This window comes from Paenibacillus rhizoryzae, assembly GCF_059686995.1.
The window spans coordinates 587,041-603,966 of record NZ_JCAALT010000001.1 but is presented as its reverse complement, the minus strand read 5'-3'; the positions used below and the strand labels follow the sequence as shown (position 1 = coordinate 603,966).

General features: G+C 52.2%; 11 protein-coding genes. 1 reads left to right on the top strand and 10 read right to left on the bottom strand.

Annotated elements, in window-relative coordinates:
* Positions 1-47: 47 nt before the first annotated feature.
* Positions 48-215 (top strand): hypothetical protein, encoded by a 168-nt coding sequence (locus tag AC6ESO_RS02655; RefSeq protein WP_177245690.1) that lies wholly within the window; start codon positions 48-50, stop codon positions 213-215.
* A gap of 3 nt (positions 216-218) precedes the next feature.
* Here AC6ESO_RS02655 and gyrA read toward each other — a convergent pair whose 3' ends face one another.
* The 10 genes from gyrA to AC6ESO_RS02605 form a co-directional block, all read right to left on the bottom strand.
* Complete coding sequence (gyrA, locus tag AC6ESO_RS02650; protein WP_497090031.1) at positions 219-2,660, bottom strand: DNA gyrase subunit A; 2,442 nt, start codon at positions 2,658-2,660, stop codon at positions 219-221.
* A gap of 20 nt (positions 2,661-2,680) precedes the next feature.
* Positions 2,681-4,651 carry a DNA topoisomerase IV subunit B gene (gene parE, locus AC6ESO_RS02645; protein ID WP_494817233.1) on the bottom strand — a complete coding sequence of 657 codons (1,971 nt, stop codon included), beginning with the start codon at positions 4,649-4,651 and terminating at the stop codon, positions 2,681-2,683.
* Positions 4,652-4,729: 78 nt separating this feature from the next.
* Positions 4,730-5,716: an ABC transporter permease gene (locus AC6ESO_RS02640; protein WP_497090030.1), complete on the bottom strand. Its 987-nt coding sequence runs from the start codon at positions 5,714-5,716 to the stop codon at positions 4,730-4,732.
* A complete protein-coding gene (locus tag AC6ESO_RS02635; protein WP_497090029.1) occupies positions 5,709-6,683 on the bottom strand; it encodes an ABC transporter ATP-binding protein in 975 nt (324 codons plus the stop codon). Before AC6ESO_RS02635 ends, AC6ESO_RS02640 begins: the two co-directional genes overlap by 8 nt.
* Before the next feature lie 12 nt (positions 6,684-6,695).
* The gene (locus AC6ESO_RS02630; protein WP_497090028.1) at positions 6,696-7,523 is read right to left on the bottom strand and encodes a GDSL-type esterase/lipase family protein; all 828 of its coding nucleotides are present in this window, start codon (positions 7,521-7,523) and stop codon (positions 6,696-6,698) included.
* A gap of 184 nt (positions 7,524-7,707) precedes the next feature.
* Positions 7,708-8,886, bottom strand: coding sequence for a formate-dependent phosphoribosylglycinamide formyltransferase (purT, locus tag AC6ESO_RS02625; protein WP_497090027.1), 1,179 nt, complete (start codon positions 8,884-8,886; stop codon positions 7,708-7,710).
* Between the two features lie 69 nt (positions 8,887-8,955).
* Positions 8,956-10,797 (bottom strand): ABC transporter transmembrane domain-containing protein, encoded by a 1,842-nt coding sequence (locus tag AC6ESO_RS02620; protein ID WP_494817228.1) that lies wholly within the window; start codon positions 10,795-10,797, stop codon positions 8,956-8,958.
* Positions 10,794-12,572: an ABC transporter transmembrane domain-containing protein gene (locus tag AC6ESO_RS02615; RefSeq protein WP_494817227.1), complete on the bottom strand. Its 1,779-nt coding sequence runs from the start codon at positions 12,570-12,572 to the stop codon at positions 10,794-10,796. The genes AC6ESO_RS02620 and AC6ESO_RS02615 overlap by 4 nt, the downstream gene beginning before the upstream one ends.
* A gap of 310 nt (positions 12,573-12,882) precedes the next feature.
* Positions 12,883-16,572, bottom strand: coding sequence for a dynamin family protein (locus AC6ESO_RS02610; protein ID WP_497090026.1), 3,690 nt, complete (start codon positions 16,570-16,572; stop codon positions 12,883-12,885).
* A gap of 53 nt (positions 16,573-16,625) precedes the next feature.
* On the bottom strand, positions 16,626-16,892 hold the full coding sequence (locus AC6ESO_RS02605; protein WP_091215539.1) for an NAD/NADP transhydrogenase alpha subunit: 267 nt from the start codon (positions 16,890-16,892) through the stop codon (positions 16,626-16,628).
* Positions 16,893-16,926: the final 34 nt, after the last annotated feature.

Genomic DNA, 16,926 nt, shown 5'->3' with positions numbered 1-16,926 from the left:
AGGCTGTTGTACCGGCTCGAAATTAGGAATGGAGCGTGATCCGCAATATGGAGGAGCGCAAGCTCGAACTTGTACGTAAATTATCGCAGATCGGCATACAAAAAGACCCGCAATGGGTCGACCGGCTAGATGAACCGGCCCCATTGTGGGTCGTGCTTGAACTTATTGTAGAAATGATGGAGCGACGCGATTCTCCCCACCAGCCGTTTGATTGAGCTTTACAAATCGGCCCGAACGAAGAACGCCGTTAATACATCCTTCTTATCGACCGCTGTTACCGCGCGGCCAGTCGATTTTCGATCATCAATCGGCGCTTTCTCCGTTGAAACGATCTGATTCGTGCCGGCTGCCGTTAACAGCACCAAGTCACGAGCTTCCTTGCAGTGAAGGCCGCCGATGAGACCAACTCCATTCGAGCGGACCCTGCTGCCTTCCTTAAATTCGAAGGTTGCAACACCTTTGCCGCCTCGCCCTTGGATTGGATAATCAAGCAGCAAGGAACGTTTGCCGTAACCAAGCTCCGTTAGGACAAGCACTTCGCCTTCGTCACCCGTCACCCACTCCGCGGCGACAATTTCATCGCCTTCGCGAACGGTAATGCCTCGTACGCCTGCAGCTACACGCCCCATTGGATTGACTTCACTCTCAGGGAAACGGATACTCATGCCGTTCTTCGTAATGAGCAGCAGCTCTTTACTGTTGTCGCTAAGCGACACACGCAGCACATCATCGCCATCTGCCAGCTTCACAGCCGCAATCGCAGTGGAACGCGATGATTTATATTCTTTCAGCTCCGTCCGTTTCACTTGTCCTCGTTTCGTGACGAAGACCAGCGTACGATCCGGCACTTCAAAATCCTTCACAGGAATGACGCTAATAATGCTGTCGTCCTTCGGCATTGGTACGACATTGACTACGGCTGTCCCGGTATCTTTCCATTTGAACTCCGGAATTTGATGGACAGGCAGTTGATAGTACATCCCTTTGCGCGTGAAGAGCAGCAGCTGGTCGATCGTATTGACATCGATCAGCGTGCGAATAACGTCGCCTTCCTTGACGCCGGCACTTCCCAGCTCGCCGCCGGAACGTGTGAACGATAGCTTCGAGGTCCGCTTGATATAGCCGTCTTGACTCAGTGTAACAAGTACGTCTTCAGCAGCGACGATAACCTCAAGGTTCACCTTCAGCTCTTCGACTTCGCCTTGAATGCCGGAACGGCGGTCGATGCCGAATTTCTCGCGAATTTCCAGCAGCTCTTCTTTGATGACAGAACGCAGCTTCTTCTCGCTGTCCAGAATCGAACGTAAATACGAAATCTTTTTCTGAATATCCTTCAATTCCTTCTCAATCGAAGTAATCTCCAGATTCGTCAAACGGTACAATTGGAGCGTCAGAATGGCATCTGCTTGGCGCTCTGTAAACGTGAACTTCGCGACGAGGTTCTGCTGTGCATCCTGCCGATTCTTCGACGCTTTAATCGTGGCGATGATTTCATCCAGAAGGTTAAGCGCCTTCGCCAAACCTTCCAGTACATGAGCGCGGTCTTCCGCTTTCTCAAGCTCATACTTAGAACGCTCGGTAACGACTTCTCTCTGATGCGCGATGTACGCGGTCAGCATGTCCTTCAGACCAAGCTGCTTCGGCGTTTTGTTCACAATCGCAACCATGTTGAAGTTGTAGGCGACCTGAAGATCGGTTTTCTTGAGCAAATACGCCAGAATGCCTTGCGCATCCGCATCCTTCTTCAGCTCGACTACAATGCGAAGACCGTTACGCCCGCTTTCATCGCGAACCTCGGCGATGCCTTCGACCTTCTTCTCGATCCGAATGTTCTCCATCGCTGTGACAAGGCGGGACTTGACGACTTGATACGGAATTTCCGTAATGACGATCTGCTGGCGTCCGCCCTTCATGTCTTCAATGATCGATTTGGAGCGGTGGTAAATCCGGCCCTTGCCGCTTAGGTAGGCGTCTCGGATACCATCTTCACCCATGATGAGTCCGCCTGTCGGGAAATCGGGACCTTTCACAATCTCCATCAGCTGCGCAAGCTCGATGTCCGGGTTGTCCATCATGGCATTACAAGCATCGATTACTTCACGCAAGTTATGAGGTGGAATTTCCGTCGCGAAACCGGAGGAAATCCCGCTTACGCCATTGACGAGCAGGTTGGGATACCGCGATGGCAGCACAACCGGCTCTTTCGTCGTATTATCGAAATTGTCTTTGAATAAGACCGTTCGTTTCTCAATATCACGAAGCAGCTCCATCGCGATTGGCGATAGACGCGCTTCGGTATACCGCATCGCTGCAGCTGGGTCATCATCGATCGATCCCCAGTTTCCATGGCCATCGATGAGCATATGCCCCATTTTCCATGGCTGCGCCATACGGACCATGCCTTCATAAATGGAGGAATCGCCGTGCGGATGATAATTACCCATTACATCACCGACCGTCTTGGCCGATTTGCGATACCCTTTGTCAGGCGTGTTGCCTGCATCATACATCGCGTACAAAATACGCCGTTGCACCGGTTTCAATCCGTCTCGTACATCGGGAATGGCGCGGTCCTGAATGATGTATTTGGAATAGCGTCCGAATCGGTCACCCACGACCTCCTCAAGAAACGCCGGCAAAAACTGTTCCAGGATACTCATGCCGAAACTCTCCTCAACTGTTATTCAACATATTCGGTAAAATCAACATTCTCAACGATCCAGCGTTTACGCGGATCTACTTTGTCGCCCATGAGCGTGGAAACACGGCGTTCCGCTTTGGCTGCATCTTCGATTTGAACCTGAAGCAGCGTACGCGTCTCTGAATTCATCGTCGTTTCCCACAATTGCTCGGGGTTCATCTCGCCGAGTCCTTTATAACGCTGCAGCTCGAAGTTCTTGCCGAACTCCTTCAAGTAATTCTGGAGCTGCTCATCCGACCAAGCGTACCGGACGGTCTCGAGCTTGCCAGATTTACGCGTAATCTTATAAAGAGGCGGCTGCGCGATAAAGACGCGGCCCAAATCAATCAGTGGCTTCATGTAACGGTAGAAGAACGTCAGAAGGAGCACTTGAATGTGCGCACCGTCCGTATCGGCATCCGTCATAATGATGATTTTGCTATAATTACACGATTCCGCGTCGAACTCAGGTCCAATCCCTGCGCCTATCGCCGCGATAACCGCCTTGTATTCGTCGTTTTTAAGAATATCGAGCAGCTTCGCCTTCTCCGGATTCATCGGTTTCCCCTTAAGCGGAAGAATCGCCTGAAACTTGGAGTCGCGGCCTTGCTTCGCGGAACCGCCTGCGGAGTCACCTTCGACGATAAACAACTCCGTCCGGGTAACATCCTTCGACTGTGCCGGCGTCAGCTTGCCGCCAAGGTTGGAGCTTTCGCTCTTCTTCTTGCCGCTGCGGATTTCGTCGCGCGCTTTGCGTGCAGCTTCGCGCGCTCTTGATGCCTGAACCGCTTTCTTCAACAGCATTTGTGCAACCTGCGGATTTTCCTCCAGGAAAACCTGCATTTTGTCAGAGACGATTGCATCTACGGCGCTTCTTGCTGAAGAGCTGCCGAGCTGATCCTTCGTTTGACCGACAAATTCGACTTCGGACATCTTGATGTTGATAACCGCCATCATGCCTTCGCGAAGGTCGTTGCCGTCGAGATTCTTGTCTTTCTCCTTGATCATTGCGTTCTTGCGGGCATAATCGTTCATAACACGCGTATATGCGGTTCTGAATCCGGTCTCATGCGTACCGCCGCCGCGTGTTGGGATGGAGTTTACGAACGAGGCCAAGGTTTCCGTGTAGCCGTCGTTGTACTGCAAAGCCACCTCAACTTCGATTTCATCACGTTCGCCTGCAAAATGAACGACATCGTGCAGCACAGTTTTATCTTCATTCAGAAACTGAACAAACTGCCGCGCGCCGCCTTCATAGTGATACTGGTCTTGTTTGCCGCTGCGATCGTCCTTTACCGTTACCTTTAACCCGGAATTCAGGAACGCAATCTCCTGCAGCCGCTCAGAAAGCGTATCGTAATTGATTGAAATATTACCGTGGAAAACACGTGTATCCGGTTTAAAGGTTACCTTCGTACCTGTACGGTTCGTATTGCCGGTGACGACAAGTCCCGTTACCGGTTCGCCGACATGCTCTTTGCCATCGTTGTCGACCCAATACTCGAAGCGCTGCTTATGTATTTTACCGTCCCGGTAAATTTCCACTTCCAGCCACTCCGACAACGCATTCGTTACGGATGCGCCTACGCCGTGCAAACCGCCGGATTTCTTATATCCGCCGCCGCCGAACTTACCGCCCGCATGCAAAATCGTAAAGACAACCTGCGGCGTGGGAATACCGGTCTTATGCATGCCGGTAGGAATGCCGCGGCCGTTGTCCTTAACAGTAATCGAACCATCATTATGGATCGTTACGTCGATGGCAGAGCAGAACTTTGCCAGATGCTCGTCAACCGCGTTGTCGACGATCTCCCAGACAAGGTGATGCAAGCCCGAAGTGCTTGTGCTGCCGATATACATCCCGGGCCGTTTACGAACAGCGGTCAGCCCTTCCAGCACCTGGATGTCGTCTGCACCATAGCTGTCGGCACCCAAATTCGCTTCGCCCGCAAGATTTAACTGCTCAGTCATAGGGTCCTCCTAATAAATTTAATTGCGCTTCCTTGCATTCTTTTTCCATTCAAGCCGATTCGCTCACTTCAAGCTATTCTAATTCATGATGTCCTGTTTCGTAAAGACACCGAATGAAACGATAAGTCCGATTGCCGACCAAATCGCAAGGATAATCAAGGAAAATGAAAGTGTCATGCCTTGAATTGGCGGCGGGGAGCCCGCTAAATAATCGGTTAACTGCAAATTGACCGCGAAAACATATTTGGCACTTTCCCATGATGATGACATACTCGACAAGATCGTACCTGCGATGACAGCCGCCATCATCGTAACGATACTCGCCGCCGTGCTTCGAACAAGAACAGATACCATGAGCGCCAGAATGGCAACGGTCATGGATGAGACCCAGATCAGTCCACCTTCCATGAGCACGAACAGCCACTGTGGAACGGCATGTACATACGAGCTCTCAATTGTTGAGCCCTGGATGACAAATCCTGTAAACACCGGTATTTTCCAGCCGGAATACCCGAATACCGCGCCTGATATAAGATAACAGAGAATGGCGCTGACCACAACGGTTAATGAAACATAGAACGTTAAAGCGACGAGCTTGCTCAGTAAAATTTTCCAACGCCTTACAGGTCTTGTGAGAAGCATCTTAATGGTTCCCGTCGAACGTTCGCCGGACACGAGGTCAGAGGCAATGGCAAGCACCAGCAGCGGATAAAACAGCGTAACGGCATTCGACATAAAGCTGCGAGTAAAGGTTACACCATTAGGTGAGTTAGGATTTACATCGTGATCCAAATAATACTGAAGCTGTTGAACGGCTATTCGGCGATTGCGCTTCCACTCCTCCGGAATACGGTCGCTGGAAAGCATATTTTGATACTCATTGATCTGCTGAACGAGCTGATTCCGCCAATCCGCAAAGTTTTTTCGGTTGGTTTCCGCTATTTTCATTTGGGCATACGTAAAGATCGGAATGAGTACGAGCAGCACAAGCACGACGACGTAGAAACGCTTCTTCTTCCATATTTTCAGCGTCTCATTCTGAATGAGCGGCAGCAATCTATCCAATGCTCTCACCCTCCGTCATTTGCAAAAATAGTTCTTCCAGCGTTGGTGCGATCTTTTGTACCGAAACGACGCCAATACCGGCATGTACGGCTTTCTCAACGATGGCTGAAATGCGTTCCGCCCCCATTGAAGTGATGATGGCATCGGTCAAGCCCGCCAATATGCTTTCATCGATCCGATGCTCGCCATCGCGGATTAACCGAATGTTCTCCTCTGCTTCAAGCAGCTGTCTTCCCGCTTCTGTCTGGTCAAATTGCCACACGACATAGCTGCCGGTCTGGTTCACCAGTTCGTCAACGGCACCGACAGCAAGCACTTCCCCATGGCTGATAATGGCAACACGATCGCACATCAGCTGGATTTCGCTTAACAAATGGCTTGAAATAAACAAGCTCATTCCCTGGTCCGCAAGCATACGCACGAACTCGCGAAGCTCTTTAATCCCTTTCGGATCCAATCCATTCGTCGGCTCGTCCAGAATGAGCAGCTTCGGTCTGCCAAGCAGCGCCTGTGCGATGCCAAGACGCTGGCGCATGCCTAGCGAATACGTCTTCACTTTGTCGTGAATACGCTGCTGCATGCCGACGATCGCAACAACTTCGGCAATGCGATCTTGACCGATGCCGCGCTGCATACGGGCAAAATGCTCTAAGTTCTCCCAGCCGGTCATATAGCCGTAAACCTCCGGATTCTCGACAATACAGCCGATATGGCTGAGTGCTTTCTCCGGATCTTGCTGCACATTGCTGCCGCAGATAAGAATCTCGCCCGATGTTTGCTTGATCAGCCCCACAAGCATACGGATCGTAGTCGTCTTCCCAGATCCATTGGGACCGAGAAAACCGAAGATTTCACCGCTTTTCACTTCAAAAGAGACGTTTTTAATGATCATTTTGCTGCCAATCCGTTTCTTCACATCTTTAACGGAGAGGACGACTTCTGTTTCCGATAGGGGTTGTAGACTCATTAGACAGGTCTCCTATTCCAGTGACTGCACGATACGTGCCGCAATTTGTGCATAGCCTTCGTGGTTCGGGTGAAAATGATCGTTCGACAGATAGCTGTCAATCGAACGTTCAAACATATCGAATGAAGGCACCATGGTCATGTTCGGATACCGGTGCAGCATCGAATAGGCTTCCTCATTCCACTTCTGAACCTGCAAACTGCCGTCTCTAAGGTCCGTAATATTGTAAAAAGGGTTATAAAGGCCCGTGTATACCACTTGTGCGTTTGGATTGATTTCATGCAGCAGCTTGATCACTTTCGATAATCGGTCGATGCCTTTGGGGAGCTCCTTCTTCACCGTATCCAAACTGATATCTCCCGTCATTTCCCCGGCAGATTGACCGTTTGCGATTTGAAACAAATCATTGCCGCCGATGGTGAAAACAATTAGATTAGCTTGCTGCAAAGCGTAACGATAACCCTTGTCCGTACTAAGCAAATGAGCGAGTTGATCTGCCCTCAGTCCGTTTACAGCCAAATTATTGTTTAATTTGACAGGAATCAGCGGATATTTCTTCTTAAGCAGCGCTACGACCTGTTTGACATAACCTTCGCCTGTTGCGTCGCCAGTCCCCTTCGTCAGCGAGTCGCCAACTGCGGTAATGTTGATTGCCTTACTGCTCCCAAGGTCGCTTGATTCCGGCAGCGCCGGCTTTCCCTGGTCCCCTGTGTATGCTTCGGCATGCGGATACAGCATGTCCTTTACCGCATAGCCAAACCCGCCGATCATCAGCAATGTCGAGACCAGCGCCGAAATCCCAATCGTTCTCCATAACACGCTTGATGATGCGCTTCTCATGCTTCCAACTCCCCTTTAAAACGCAATAAATTCTATAATGTTTAAAGTAATGCTTTCGGCTGTAATTTGCAAATTTCACCAATTGCCGTAGATGCAAAAAAAGCCGGTATGCGCCGCCAGCAGCCCCCGTAAGGAAACCGCTGACGTTATTTCAGCATACTCGGCGAGTCTATCGCGCGATATTTTATTCGTAGTTGATGGTGAGGGAATGCGCTGCTTGTTTAGCCAGCTCACGTGCTTTCGCGCAGTCATCGGCTGAACTGAGGGCAACTGCCATACGGCGGCCCGGTTTCGTAACCGGTTTGCCAAACACGCGCACTTGCGTATTAGGTACCGACAGCGCTTGCACCAGCCCGCCGATTTGGAAATGCTCCGAGTCGCGGTCAGCTTTGAGCGTATAAGAAGCACCAGGCGTCAGCAGACGGATGGTTGGAATCGGGAAACCCAGAATCGCTCTTGCGTGAAGCGCAAACTCAGATAGATCCTGTGTCACCATCGTAACCATGCCTGTGTCATGCGGGCGAGGCGAAACTTCACTGAACAGCACGCCATCCTTCGTCAAGAACAGCTCGACGCCGTAGATACCGTAGCCGCCAAGCTCCTCCGTTACTGCGCGAGCAATTGCTTCGGCTTCTTCGATTTGCTGTGCCGACATTTCATGCGGCTGCCAGGACTCGATATAATCGCCGTCCTTCTGTACATGTCCGATCGGCGCGCAGAACGATGTGCCCGATGCCGAACGTACCGTCAGGAGCGTAATCTCCGACTCAAAATGGATAAATCCTTCGACGATTACACGCGTTTTCTTCGCACGGCCGCCTTCCATGGCATAATTCCAGCAAGCTTCAGCATCTCCTTCTGTTTTGCAGACGCTTTGGCCTTTGCCGGATGAGCTCATGATCGGTTTAATTACGCAAGGCGTGCCCAGTTCTGCCACTGCGGCTTTAAGCTCGTCCAGCGTATCCGCGAAGCGGTATGGCGCTGTAGGCAAGCTCAGTGTTTCTGCCGCTAAACGGCGAATGCCCTCGCGGTCCATCGTCAGCAAAGCTGCCCGTGCCGTAGGAATAACGCGATAGCCTTCCTTCTCCAGCTCCACCAGGGCGGAAGTCGCGATGGCTTCAATTTCAGGAACGAGCAGATCGGGTTTCTCCTGCTCAATCAGTGCGCGAAGAGCAGCCGGATCCAGCATATCGATCACATAGGAACGATGTGCGACCTGCATCGCCGGAGCGTTCTCATAGCGATCGACAGCAATCGTTTCTACGCCAAGGCGCTGAGCTTCAATGATAACTTCTTTGCCAAGCTCGCCGGAACCGAGCAGCATAATTTTACGAGCCGTAGATGAAAGCGGTGATCCATACATATAGAAAAAGAACCTCCTGGAAGAAATGTTTTCTTCCATTGTGGAGGTTCTTTGGCGAAAAATCAAGAATTATGCCGATAAAAAACGATACTGCGCTTCAATCAGACCATTATAGGTGCCTTTGTGACGAATTAGCTCTTCATGGCTGCCTTGCTCGACGATTTGACCATGATCCAGCACGACGATGCGGTCTGCATTACGAATGGTGGACAATCGATGCGCTACGATGAAGGAAGTCCGGCCTTTCAAGAGCTTCTTCAAAGCCTCTTGAATTTTGAGCTCGGTTTCCGTATCGATGCTAGCCGTTGCTTCATCCAGAATCAAGACGCGCGGATCAGCGAGCAGTGCTCTCGCGAAGGACAGCAGCTGGCGTTGTCCCATCGACAAACTGTTGCCGCGTTCTTGAACCTCCGTATCATACCCGTCCGGCAAACTCATGATGAAATCGTGTGCATCTACTGCAGTAGCTGCTTTTACAATTTCATCGTCCGTAGCGTTCAAACGGCCAAAGCGGATATTCTCGCGAATCGTACCGGAGAAAATAAACGTATCCTGCAGCACGACTCCGACCTGCGAACGCAAGCTCTCGATGCTGACGTTGCGAATATCGATGCCATCGACGCGTACAGCGCCTTGCACCGGATCATAGAAGCGGCAGAGCAGATTCATAATGGTACTTTTGCCTGAACCGGTATGTCCAACCAGTGCGATCGTTTGTCCGGCTGTAACATCAAGCGAAATGCCTCGAAGTGCCGGACGGCCTTTCTCGTATTCGAAGACGATGGAGTCGAACGACACATCTCCGCGGATACGCGGGAGTGCGGCTGCATTCTCCTGCTCGCCAACTGTCGGTTTCTCATCGATAAACTCAAAGATCCGCTCAGAGGAAGCCATGGCGATAAGCAGCTGTGCGTACATTTGGCCCAGCCTGTTAATTGGCTCCCAGAAGTTGCCGACATAGTTGGCAAATCCGACGAGCACCCCCACCGTAATGGCGCCGGCTTGAATCAGATGCGAGCCGTACCAGAACAGAATCAACGTACCGATCGCGGAGGTGACTTCGATAATCGGCCCGAATGCCTGGTTAAGGGCAGAAGCTTTATTCCATGCTTTAATATTCGTGTTATTGATGTTCGTGAAGAAGCTGAAATTGGACTTCTCCTGCGTATAAGCTTGGGTAACGCGCATGCCTTGAATACTTTCGTTCAAATGCGCATTGATTCGCGACTGCTTCATCCGTACATCCTGCCATGCGAAACGAATCCGTTTACGCAAGGCCGTAGAAACAACGAACATAAGCGGTACTGTAATCATGATGGCAATACCGAGCTTGAAGTTCCAAGCCAGCAAAATGACGACGATCCCGACAAGCTGTACACAGTCCATCAACAGGTTGACTACGCCGTTCGTGAACAAATCCTGAAGCGCATTGACGTCATTCGTAATACGGACCAATACGGAGCCTGCTGGCCGTTTGTCGAAGAAACGGAATGACAGCTTCTGAATATGTTTAAAGAGATCCTCGCGCAGATCATAAATGACCTGCTGGCCGATTACATTCGTATATCGAATCCGGTACGTGTTAGCTGCCCATTGAATAATATAGAGGGTCAACATAATCCCCGCAAACAGGTAAAGCTTGCTCAGACTCGGATCTCCGCCGTCCTTCGGCTGAATCGCTTCATCGATCGCCATGATGATGATGGCCGGAATGGCCAGACGCGTAAGCGTTCCGAGCACCATCATGACGATAATGACAGGCAGTAATTGTTTCCGATAAGGTTTCATATACGAGAATAAACGGGTAATTTGAGACCAGTTAAACGGTTTCTCGATCGCATCGTCATCCTTGTAGATGAAACGCTCATGACTGCCTCGCGGCTGCCCTTTCTGCTGCTGCTCCTCACTCACTGTGCGACCCTTCTTTCTGCTGCTAATTCGGCTGTGGCGGCGCTGGGACGGTCTGCATATTGGATGTTATACGTATCCTGATATGGACCAGTCTGTGCAACTAATTGCTCATGCTGCCCGCGCTGCACGATATGACCATTGTCGAAGACAAGAATTTCATCCGCATGGCGAAGCGACGAAATCCGGTGTGCGATAATAAAGGTTGTTCTACCCGCCATAAGCTCACTGAAGCCGGCTTGAATTTCATGCTCGGTCTCCATGTCTACGGCGCTTGTAGCGTCATCGAGAATGAGAATACGCGGATTCTTAATCAAAGCGCGCGCAATGGCAATCCGCTGCTTCTGACCGCCTGAGAGCCCCATCCCGCGCTCACCGACGATCGTGTCGTAGCCTTCAGGAAGCTCCATGATGAAATCATGCGCTTTGGCCAGCTTCGCTGCCGCTATGATTTGATCCATCGTGACATCTTTGATCGCATACGCGATATTGTCTCGAATCGAACAAGAGAACAAGAATGTTTCTTGGAATACCGTCGCGATTTGGGAGCGAAGGCTCTCAATCGAAATGTTGCGAATATCTTCACCGTCGAGCGTAATACTTCCCGTCTTGATGTTATAAGCACGCATCAGCAGCTGGATCACGGTCGATTTACCGGAACCGGTACCGCCGAGCATCCCAATGACCATACCCGGTTTGGCATCAATGTTCACATTGGTCAATGCAGGCGCTTTATCCGCATAATTAAATGTTACATTATGAAATTGCACATGGCCTTCAATCTGGCTCTCATCCAAAATTGTCGGAGATTCGACATCTTTCACATGTACATACTCGTTCAGCAGCTCAAGCAACCGTTCGCCGGAAGCTTTGGACTGCGTGTAGTTATTGATCAAGAAGCCCATCGCCCACATCGGGTTGATGATGTACCATAGCATACTGAAGAAGGCAACCATCTCACCCAGCGTAATCGAACCCCGGATAACGAGTGTACCGCCGGCCACAAGCAGAATAACCGCACATGCGCTTGCCAGCAGCTCCATTACCGGGAAGAAACGTCCCCACAAGCCGGATGCGGCAATTTGGTTTTGTTTGTAGGCCGCGCTTCGCGCCGAGAACTTATCCATTTCGAACGATTCGCGGGCAAAGGATTTGACGGTACGTACGCCTGTAATATTCTCTTGAACCGCCGTCGTCAAATGGCTCATCGCTTGACGCATTTCTCTAAACGCCGGATGAATCAGCTTCTCGAATCGCAGTGCCACAATGACCAGAAACGGCATCGTGACAAGCGTAATCAGCGTGAGCTGCCAGTGAATGGAGAACATCATCGCGGCTCCGAAGATAATCATGAGAAACATGTTGAAAATTTGCGCAAAACCGAATGCGATGAAATTTCGAACCGCTTCCAAATCGGCAGTTAGACGAGACATCAAGTCGCCGGTTTTCGCCGTGTCATAATACTGAAACGACAGCGATTGCAATTTCGTGTAACACGCATTTCGAAGTCTGAATGCGACGCGGTTGCCTAGCCGACCGCCGAAAAACCCGTGTAGAAACTGAAAACCACCCTTTAAGGTAACGACCCCTACGACAGCGAGCGATAATGCAGGCACCCACTCAAATGTTTTGGGAACGATGACTTTGTCGATCAGTACTCGAAGTAAATTCGGATAGACTAGTCCGAGCGCGGTCGCGCAGATCAAAAAGCCGATCGAAGCAATCAAATTTCTGCGTTCGACCCAGTAAAACGGTTTAAGTTGCCTGAAGACGTCCAATGGGTAACCCACTCCCTGTTGCAATTTTATGAACCTTTTTATGAATATGAATGAATATTAACAGCATGAGTCCGGTACGGCAAACAGAGTGCTGGGGCATATAGTTGACAATATTCGCTTCCTCTTCCATCTCGGGTAAAGTTTAGGGGGTATTCTCCGATATCGTCGTAAATCATTGCCAACATGCGCATATTGCTCCGTTTTTGCACATTTGCCCCTGTTTTTGCAGGATTTCATTTTCACAAAATAAAGAAGCTTATCCGGCCCAGATCGGGCGCCGGATAAGCTTCTTTTCTTGTTAAGTATGGATTTATATGGCAAGTAACGCTGCATGAACATTGCGCAGTTCTTCTACATCGGCATTATCGGACAAGGAAGCAAGCTTCCCTTCGCTGAATGCATCCAAATCCTTGCGCAGTGTATCCGCACAGTGCATCATGGCTTGATTCCACAGCTCCGCGTAACGGATGCTCCATGCTTCCTCGGCCGCCTGCAGCCAGCGCTGCATAGGCGCTGTCAGTTGCGTTTCCAGTTCGCTGCGCAGCGCGGCTTTGCCGTCGCCTTCGAAGAAATGGCGAGGCGACTTGAACTTGCTCCAAAGCAGCTTCGTATCGATTTCCTTCGCTTGCCATGGCGGCTGAGCCTCCGGGCTCTCCGGCTGTACCGGCTTGAAGTCGGAGGCTTCGAAGCCTTGAAGCTGCGAGCCCGCTTCTGCGGCAACCTCCGTGAACTTCTTCACGGCCAGCTTGCCCAGCATGTTATCCAAACGCAGCGAAGTCGCTTCAAGCTCCTGAGCAAGCTCAATTTGCAGCAAACGCTGAAGCTCCAGCCATGACGTCCACATCGCTTTGCGCAGATCCCTTCCATCGTCCTGCAGGGACGATGGATTGAATGCGAAGTTGTAATGATCGCCGAATCGGAGCTGTACGCGCTGAAGCACATAGAACAGCAGTTCCTTCAGCTCTTGCTGCAGCTTCGCGTTTGGCTGCGGCTCTTTCAGTTCATCCACAAGGCTGCGCGCGTGTGCTGCATGGGCGATAATATCCGCTTTGGCCTGCTCGCGGCTAAGGGCATCGCCGGAAGCAGCCTCCAGCCAGTTCGCAATTGTGCTGCGTGCACGCGCAAGCTCTTGCTCCGCTGCTGTTACCGCCAAAGCGCCGAGATCGCCGCTGGTGAAGCTTAAGAAAGAGGCTTCGAACGCGCCGATACCGGACCGCTCCATGAGTGCCTTGTTATTCGTGCGTTTCCCATCCAGCGCCTGAAGGCTGGAAACCGGGAACATGCGCGGAAATCGGATGCCATGCTGCTGCAGGTTCCGTTCCACGTGTGCGAGTACGCCGTCCCGTTCCTCTTCGTCCGCTGCCAGGTCTGCCGCGTTGACGATGAAGAACATTTTATCCAATTCAAACTGATCCTTCACGCGGCCAAGCTGAAGCAGAAACTGACGATCGGCCTGCGAGAAGGCATGATTATAATAGGTGACAAACAGAATCGCGTCCGCGTTCTTAATATAATTGAAAGCGACGCCTGTATGCCTTGCATTGACAGAGTCAGCTCCCGGCGTATCCACGAGCACGATACCCTGCGCCGTCAGCGGATTGCTGTGGTGCAGCTCGATTTCGCTGACAAAACAGGACCGCGACTCTTCCGCAACATACAGCTGGAATTCTTCGCCGCTTACGGCCAAACGCTGGCCCAAATGCGCTTCATGGGCTGCCCAGCCTTTGGCTGCGGCTTTCAAGAAGCTGTAATGCGGGCGTCCGCCGGCATGCACGGCATCCGGTGTCAGTTTATGAATGGTTTGCAGCAGCGCATCATCGCTGAGCGCCTGTGCGTCTTCCCCCAGTAAGTTAAGCGAGTAGCGCAAATCGTCCAGCATCGCCTCGCGCGACTTCATCAGTACCTTAGCCGTTCCGTGCGGATGCTCCGCGGTTGGCGGTACGATGCGATTGACCGCAGCCGTCGTCGGATTCGGCGATACGGGCAGCACCGCCTCGCCGAGCAGCGCGTTGGCGAGCGAGGATTTGCCCGCGCTGAATGCACCGAACAGCGCGATCGTGAATCGGCTGCTGCGAAGGCGCTCCGCCTTCTCGCGCATGCCGTGCACGGCCTGGGCGAGCGACGCATGCGGCGCCAGCAGAGCGGCCGCTTTGCTCAGCCGCTCCGCTGCTTGGCGCTGCGGCGCGAGTGCGTCTTGCGAAGCGCCGGGGTGTGCCGGCGCTTCCGGGTTTTCGCCGCCGGCGGCAGCCGCGGCGGCGGTCGCGCCGGCTGCGGCTGTTGCCGCGGGCACGGCCGCGGCCGTGCCGGCGCTAGGCGCAGCCGGCGGCACGGCGCCGGTGGCGCTGTGCGCCGCGCTGCCGAGCGCCACCGGCTTCGGCAGCGCCGGGCGCGGCGGCGCCGGCGGCAGCAGCGCGGCGAGCCGCGCGAGATGCGCGGCCGCGCGCGCTTGCAGCGCGGCCAGCTGCGCGAGCGCGCCGGCTTGCAGCGCGAGCGCGCTAAGCCGTGCGCGCAGCGGCGCCGAGGCAGCTTCGCCAGCCGCGGCTGCGCGGTCGCCGAGCGCGTCGATGAGAGGCATCGCGCTCTTGCGGAACAATCCCTTTACAGCCGCTGCAAGCTCGCGGCTGTAAGTCATCGTATACTCGTTTCCCATTACGGCGCCAGGGTTAACGAGGGAGATCAACAGGTCAGGCGTTAACAACCCGCCGAACGTATCCTTCAACTGCTTCTCAAGAGCTTCATCCCGCCAGCCCATCCGATCTGCAGTCCGTCGCAGCAAGTCAATGACATGCCATTCGATGCCAGCCTGCACGAGATCGGATAAATCTTTGAAGAAGGCTTGAAGCCGGCGCTCTTGCTCAGCAGCGGTTTTGGCTCCGGCAAATAGAAGACCTGCTTTAAATCCGCTCTTGCGGCTCTCCAGAAAAGATTGTGCCAGATCCCGCGTTGCCGCGGGCGTTATATTCGCATTATCGAGGATGCTTTGCACATCGAGGCGAGTTTTCACGCGCAAACTCTCCGCTTCAGCTGCATGAACGCGCAGCTGCTCCTCAAGACCGGCGATTTCCTCACGAACTCGCTCTGCTTCCCCTTCGCCGCCTGCTTCAGCAAGCAGACGTTCACGCTCAGGTTCTGCCTGCTCATCCATCGCTTTTCCGTGCATCCGAACGACATAACGAGCGGAAGCATCAACACTGCACAGGGCAAGCGGTCCGCGGATGTCAGCAAGCGATTCGAACAAACCTTCGAGTGCGGTCCATTCCGAGTGCGGGTGGTTCGGCTCACGCAACGACAAATAGACGATACCGCTCGGCTCCAAATGCCAGTTCCCGAACGCTTCGTCAACACTTTGTTTATACGCTTCAAATGTCAGTTCGCTCTCCCGATGCTTATCAATTTGATTCACGATCAGATAGAGCGGCTTTCCCCACTCCTTGAGTTGTTTGGCAAACGTAAAATTGATTTCAGACTGTACGTGATTGTAGTCCATTACATAAAAAACGACGTCTGCCAAATGAAGCGCCGATTCGGTCGCCATCCGGTGCGCGTCGTCAGTGGAATCAATGCCCGGCGTATCCAGCAGCACAGTATGCGTGCCTAGACGCGGGATCGGATAGGACAAGGAAATGGACAATACGGTTTCGCCGTCTTTACAGTACTCGTTTACTTCGTTGACCGGAACTTCGAGCGTTTGCTCCTGCCCGTTCACCAGCTTCTTTATGGTCGCTTTCGCTTCCCCATTCTCAATGCTGACGACATTCGCGCTCGTCGGTATCGGACTTGACGGCAGCAATTGCGTACCGCAAAACCGATTGACGAGAGTAGATTTCCCCGCTGAGAAATGTCCGCAGAAGGCAACGGTCAACTTGCCGTTCCCTAGCTTATCTCGCAGCTCAAGCAGCCGCGCTGCATCTTGCGCATCCCCGGCGGCTGCCATGATCGGCGATATTTCTGCAAGCGAGGTGTCCAGCGAATGAGCAGCTTTTTCAATCGTTTGGCTCATTTCTCTCTCTCCCTGTTTCCTACTCATTCAGACGAACTTGAACGTACTAGATGTTATACCAGTTGTACGGCAGGTACGCAAATCTCAAATACTTCGCCATGTTGAAGAATCGTAATGTTGCGCTCTTTCTCCTTCATGACAACACACTCAGGCTTAAGTCTCATACGTTCAATATATTGATCCGGTACGTCGCCTGCTCCGCTTACTGTCACGCCTTCCACAATAATTTCTTCATTTTCTTGCGGTGGGGATTCCATGATTTGCTCATAAATATCAGAGAATAAAGCGAAGTCTTTCGTGTATACGGAAATGCATTTCATGTGGGATCATCCTTATCCATTATGTTTTGGGTCA